Source organism: Cysteiniphilum sp. 19S12-1 (assembly GCF_052030685.1).
Taxonomy (GTDB): domain Bacteria; phylum Pseudomonadota; class Gammaproteobacteria; order Francisellales; family Francisellaceae; genus Caedibacter.
Window position 1 is genome coordinate 1 of sequence record NZ_JBQAJM010000058.1, and the last position, 5,391, is coordinate 5,391.

Below are 5,391 nucleotides of genomic sequence, written 5' to 3' on the forward strand. Positions count from 1 at the left end.
ATAAGGAGCGCTGAAACTACGCATTCAGTGCGAGACAAAAACAGCAGTTAAGAGCCATATAAAGTTGGATGTAACACCATGTAATGGCGTAAGGCAGGACGCCTGAAGTTAAGTAGGACACCGCCAAATTATTCGACATTGAAAGACGATGGGATATCGCAAAATAAACAACAAACAACACAATATCAAAAGGCACCTAACGGTGCCTTTTTGCGTTGTGGTATATAACTTTTTCAAACACTCTTTTCGCTAAAGATAATAAAATTAATGCTAGTTTTTTGCTTTAGATTGAAATACAACAACCAATGCATGTACAATACGGTGCTTACTATGTTAAAGATAGTGTAACTTAATTCATGACTAATATAATTTTAAAAACACCCGAGCAAATTGAGAAAATGCGTGTAGCAGGTCGCTTAGCTGCTGAAGTACTGGAAATGATTGAACCATATGTTGTGCCTGGTGTAACAACAGAAGAGCTTGACAAAATATGCCATGATTATATTGTTGATAAGCAAGAAGCCATCCCAGCATGTTTGAATTACCGCGGATTCCCAAAGTCAGTTTGTATTTCAATTAACCATGTGGTATGCCACGGGATTCCATCGAATAAAAAACTAAAAAAGGGTGATATTGTCAATATTGATGTGACGGTGATTAAAGATGGGTTTCATGGTGATACGAGTAAAATGTTTTTTGTTGGTGGCAGAGATAAAGCATCAATACTCGCACAACGATTAACAGATGTGACTTATGAATGTCTAGTCAAAGGAATTGAGCAGGTTAAACCAGGTAATCGTTTGCATGATATTGCGCAAGCAATTGAAAAGCATGCTAAATCACATAATTTTGCGGTGGTTGAAATGTTCTGCGGTCATGGTATTGGTCAAGGTTTTCATGAAGAGCCTCAAGTTTTACATTATGTTTCAAAACAAACACATGAGCATAAGAGTTTGCAAACCGTTTTACAAACAGGCATGACATTTACGATTGAACCGATGATTAACGCCGGCAAAAAGCAAGTGACTGTGTTGCGTGATGGCTGGACTGCGGTCACTAAAGATAAAAGCTTATCAGCGCAATGGGAGCATACGTTAGCAGTCACTGAAAATGGTGTTGAAATACTGACAAAACGTCATGATGAAATGATTTAGGGTGATGTATGCTAAGTCAATATCAAGTCAATGAAGCTTGTTATATGCTAAAACGTGATGGTCAAGAAATCACGATTGCCAAAGTGCGTAAATTGCTTGATAAGCATTATTCTTTTTTTGATATCGCAGATAAAGTACTTTTATATAAAGAAGATACCGCAAAAGCGCAAAAGGCTGCTAAGGAAGAAACTGTACAATCTCCTGAAAAAACGGTTCAAGGTTTGGGTTCTGTAATTGATCAGGTGTTATTATCTTGTGCCTTGCGTGAGCATAAAGAGGTTGCTATCAATCTTAAGGAAAAATTACAAGATTATATCGATCAAGAGATTAAAGCTAAAGTACATAAATATGAGCATGAAATAAAAAAATTACGGCAAAAGAATGATCATCTTGAGGTGAGCTATTATGGTTATAAAGCAAGATTTGAGCAGTTGATGCAAGAGCAAACATTGCTAAAAGAACAAAACTATATGTTGCAACAACAATTGCAAAAAGCACAAGTAGTAAAAAATCATCGTGTTACTGAAGAAACTCAGCAACAACGACCAGCGCAAATGAGAGATTACCAAACGCAAATGACACTGTTAAAAGTAGATTGTTGTGCAGCATATGATGTGCAAAAACAAAGTATTGTTGTAAAAATGCCACCAAAGCATAAACTGGAGCGAGAGTTTCAAAAGGGTATAAATAGTATTTATTTGCGTGCCAATGCGGTGTATGACTTTACCACTAAACTTTGGTTCTTAGATCAATTTGAGGAGAAAACGATTAATTTATTAGTGCGTAATAATTTTGTGATTTCAAAAGAGCTTGCCTATGTCTTGCAGAAGTTGCAAGCTTGAGTGTTAATTAAAACTTTTAAAACCTTGGGTAAGTGTTAAAATATCATCGTTTTTAAGAAGCTAAAAAGGTGTGAGTATATGCCATTTGTGGTAACAGAAAGTTGTATTAAATGTAAACTTGGTGACTGTGTTGAGGTTTGTCCGGTTGATTGTTTTTACGAAGGTGAAAATATGCTAGTAATTAACCCTGACGAATGTATCGATTGTGCGTTATGTGAACCAGAATGTCCTGTTAATGCGATTTATTCAGAGGACGAGTTGCCAGAAGATCAGTTAGAGTTTGTTGAGCTTAATCGTGAATTGTCACAAGAATGGGATAATATTACGGAGAAATGTGATCCGCCTGAGGATGCAGATCAATGGCGTGAAGTTAAAGACAAGCGTCAGTATCTTATTAAGTAATCTATGTTTTTATGATAAAAAAAGTAGTACCAAAGCTTGTTATTCTTGATCGTGATGGCGTTATTAATGAAGACTCGGATAATTATATAAAATCAGCGGATGAGTGGCAGCCTATTGCTGGAAGTATTGAGGCGATTGTTCAGCTTAAAGCAAAAAATATCCCTGTGGCGATAGCAACTAATCAATCAGGTATTGGGCGAGGTCTTTTCGATCTTGAGATGCTGATGGCTATGCATGACAAGTTATATTGCTTATTGGCTGAAGATAAAGATGCCATTAAATATATTGCCTATTGCCCGCATACACCGGATATGGATTGTATCTGTCGCAAGCCAAATACTGGAATGCTTGATGAGATCAGTTTGAAACTTAATATTGCACTAAGTCCTATGGTTTTTTTTGTCGGTGATAGTTTTAAAGATATCCAAGCGGCAAGAAAAGCGAATTGCACGCCAATCTTGGTTAAAACTGGTAAGGGCTTAAGAACGTTAGCAAAACATCAAAATGAACTAAAGGATGTAATGGTGTTTGATAATTTACAGCAGTTTGTGGAGGCTGTGATATGAATCTAATAAAAGGTTTATGGTATAGTATATTGTGGCTAAGACAAATCGTTTTTGTGGTTTATGTTTCAATATTGACCATCGTTTTAGCAGCGTTGACAGTGATTCTAGGCATATTAAGTTTGCCGATAGGTATACGTTTAATTCCGGCAAAAGTTTGGTCAATATTGACACGTTGGGGCTTAGTTATTTTCTTATGGTTACGCGTTAGAACAGAAGGTCGTGATAACCTTTTAAAAGAGCCGTGTGTTTATGTTTGCAAACACCAGTCCTCATGGGAGACGGTTGTATTTCATGGATTGTTAAATAATGTGTGTTTTGTGTTAAAAGAAGAGCTTTTAAGGATCCCTGTATTTGGGCAAGGTTTAAAAGCGGTTGATAGTATTCCGATTGATCGCAAACAAAGCCTAAAGTCTTTTAAGAAAGTATTGCAAATGGGTAAAGAGCGCTTAAGATCAGGTTTAAGTATCGTGATATTCCCGGAAGGCACACGCGTACCGATTGGGCAATATCCTAAGTTCCATAAAACGGCAATTACATTAGCCAAATCAAGTGGTGCTATGGTGATTCCTGTAGCGCATAATTCAGGTAAGTTTTGGCCAAATAAGGCGGGTTTGATCAAACCAGGTGTAGTGACACTGTCTTTTGGGCAAGCTGTATCACCAAGTGAGTTGGGCGTTGATGAGCTCAATGAATATTGCTATCAATGGATTAACGATAAAGTTAAAGCCATTGGTGGTTAAACATAGGAGTAAATAAATGAAGATTACAAAAGCGGTATTTCCAGTTGCAGGATTAGGCACACGGTTCTTACCAGCAACAAAAGCCTCACCGAAGGAAATGCTAACAGTCGTTGATAAACCCTTGATTCAATATGCAGTTGAAGAAGCGATTGAAGCCGGTATAAAAGAGCTTATCTTTGTGACGAGCACGCATAAACGCGCGATAGAAGATCATTTTGATAAAAACTTTGAGCTAGAATATAACCTTGAGCAAAAAGGCAAACTTGAGCTATTGGAAACAGTGCGCAATATTTTGCCTGTCGGTGTTAATTGTGCCTATGTTAGACAAAAAGAAGCGCTAGGCTTGGGGCATGCTGTCTTATGTGCTAAGCCACTGATTGGTAATGAGCCTTTTGCTGTCTTGTTGGCTGATGATTTAATTGATAATGTTGATGGCAAGGGCGCTTTATCGCAAATGATGAATCAATATTATTATCAAAAGTGCGGTGTGATTGCGGTACAAAATGTACCAAAGAAAGATACAGGCTCTTATGGGATCGTCAAAACACGCGCAGATCAGAGCATTGAAGCGATTGTTGAAAAGCCCTCACCTGAGAAAGCGCCGTCAACTAATGCTGTTGTTGGTCGATATATATTGCCTAGCGAGATTTTTGATTATCTTGAAACAATTCCCAAAGGTGCAGGTGGTGAGATTCAATTGACCGATGCGATTGCAAAATTGATTGCGACGCAGCGACTTGTGGCGCATAACTTTGAGGGTACTCGTTACGATTGTGGTGATAAACTTGGATTTTTAATTGCCAACTTCGAGTTAGCTACTCGTGATAAGTTATTGGGTAAAAAGTTTATGGAACATGTGCAATCGACGCTTGGTGCAAATGCTATGAATGAACTATTGGACAATTAATATAATGGATAAGCTGGGTACGGTTTATATTGTTTCTGCCCCTTCAGGTGCAGGTAAAACATCACTCTTAAGAGCCTTTCTTGAGAAGAATGATGATGTTGCGGTTAGCGTATCAAACACAACGCGTACGCCACGTCCACAAGAAGTCAATGGGCAGCATTATCATTTTGTTAGTCATGAAGTATTTGAAAAAATGATCATTCAAGATGACTTTGTTGAATATGCTAAGGTGTTTGATCATTATTATGGGACGTCCAAAGCATCTGTTAATGCATTAACACAAAAAGGCTTAGATGTAATCTTAGAGATTGATTGGCAAGGTGCAAGGCAAGCCAGAGAAATCTATAAAAATAACTGTGTCAGTATTTTTATATTGCCGCCAAGTTTGGAAGCTTTGCATGAGCGATTAGTTAAACGCGCCCAAGATTCACAACAAGTCATTGCAAGGCGCATGCAAGATGCGCAACATGAAGCGTCACATGCCAATGAATATGACTATGTCATTATTAATGATAACTTTAACGAAGCATTAGCTGATTTGTGGGCATGTTTTCGTGTGCAAAAGTTAAAATCTCATCTAGACTACGTTTTGTAAGTTTATTTATTTAAGGAGAGTGCCTATGCTAAAAAGGATAGTGGGGTTTTCAGCGATTTTATTAACAGCGATAAATGCCAATGCGACCTGTGGTATTGATAAAGCAGGTTGCACGGCTGTCCCATCTACAAACCTTGAGCCAAAATAGTGCTTAAAGTCTGATTTCCCCAGGCTGCTTTCTTACG

The 5,391-nt window shown here is 37.9% G+C and carries 8 protein-coding genes; all 8 read left to right on the forward strand.

Annotation, left to right across the window (positions count from 1 at the left end; all coding sequences use genetic code 11):
- Positions 1–356 precede the first annotated feature (356 nt).
- The 8 genes from map (at position 357) to ACTS4L_RS11065 (ending at position 5,354) form a co-directional block, all read left to right on the forward strand.
- The gene (gene map, locus ACTS4L_RS11030) at positions 357–1,154 is read left to right on the forward strand and encodes a type I methionyl aminopeptidase (RefSeq protein ID WP_440617902.1); all 798 of its coding nucleotides are present in this window, start codon (positions 357–359) and stop codon (positions 1,152–1,154) included.
- Between the two features lie 8 nt (positions 1,155–1,162).
- Positions 1,163–1,996: a hypothetical protein gene (locus tag ACTS4L_RS11035; protein WP_440617903.1), complete on the forward strand. Its 834-nt coding sequence runs from the start codon at positions 1,163–1,165 to the stop codon at positions 1,994–1,996.
- A gap of 78 nt (positions 1,997–2,074) precedes the next feature.
- The gene (gene fdxA, locus ACTS4L_RS11040) at positions 2,075–2,398 is read left to right on the forward strand and encodes a ferredoxin FdxA (protein WP_440617904.1); all 324 of its coding nucleotides are present in this window, start codon (positions 2,075–2,077) and stop codon (positions 2,396–2,398) included.
- 11 nt (positions 2,399–2,409) lie between these two features.
- Positions 2,410–2,964, forward strand: coding sequence for a D-glycero-beta-D-manno-heptose 1,7-bisphosphate 7-phosphatase (gene gmhB, locus ACTS4L_RS11045; protein WP_440617905.1), 555 nt, complete (start codon positions 2,410–2,412; stop codon positions 2,962–2,964).
- Positions 2,961–3,704, forward strand: coding sequence for a lysophospholipid acyltransferase family protein (locus ACTS4L_RS11050; protein WP_440617906.1), 744 nt, complete (start codon positions 2,961–2,963; stop codon positions 3,702–3,704). Before gmhB ends, ACTS4L_RS11050 begins: the two co-directional genes overlap by 4 nt.
- Positions 3,705–3,720: 16 nt before the next feature.
- Entirely contained in the window at positions 3,721–4,611 is an 891-nt protein-coding gene (galU, locus tag ACTS4L_RS11055) for a UTP--glucose-1-phosphate uridylyltransferase GalU (RefSeq protein WP_440617907.1), read from the forward strand.
- Positions 4,592–5,206 carry a guanylate kinase gene (gmk, locus tag ACTS4L_RS11060; RefSeq protein WP_440617908.1) on the forward strand — a complete coding sequence of 205 codons (615 nt, stop codon included), beginning with the start codon at positions 4,592–4,594 and terminating at the stop codon, positions 5,204–5,206. Before galU ends, gmk begins: the two co-directional genes overlap by 20 nt.
- A 25-nt stretch (positions 5,207–5,231) precedes the next feature.
- Positions 5,232–5,354 carry a hypothetical protein gene (locus tag ACTS4L_RS11065; protein WP_440617909.1) on the forward strand — a complete coding sequence of 41 codons (123 nt, stop codon included), beginning with the start codon at positions 5,232–5,234 and terminating at the stop codon, positions 5,352–5,354.
- The last annotated feature ends 37 nt before the right edge of the window (positions 5,355–5,391 follow it).

Coding starts and splice junctions, on each gene's coding strand:
- gmk (WP_440617908.1), top strand. CDS start 4,592: ATGAACTATTGGACAATTAATATAATGGATAAGCTGGGTACGGTTTAT.
- ACTS4L_RS11035 (WP_440617903.1), top strand. CDS start 1,163: ATGCTAAGTCAATATCAAGTCAATGAAGCTTGTTATATGCTAAAACGT.
- map (WP_440617902.1), top strand. CDS start 357: ATGACTAATATAATTTTAAAAACACCCGAGCAAATTGAGAAAATGCGT.
- fdxA (WP_440617904.1), top strand. CDS start 2,075: ATGCCATTTGTGGTAACAGAAAGTTGTATTAAATGTAAACTTGGTGAC.
- ACTS4L_RS11050 (WP_440617906.1), top strand. CDS start 2,961: ATGAATCTAATAAAAGGTTTATGGTATAGTATATTGTGGCTAAGACAA.
- gmhB (WP_440617905.1), top strand. CDS start 2,410: ATGATAAAAAAAGTAGTACCAAAGCTTGTTATTCTTGATCGTGATGGC.
- galU (WP_440617907.1), top strand. CDS start 3,721: ATGAAGATTACAAAAGCGGTATTTCCAGTTGCAGGATTAGGCACACGG.
- ACTS4L_RS11065 (WP_440617909.1), top strand. CDS start 5,232: ATGCTAAAAAGGATAGTGGGGTTTTCAGCGATTTTATTAACAGCGATA.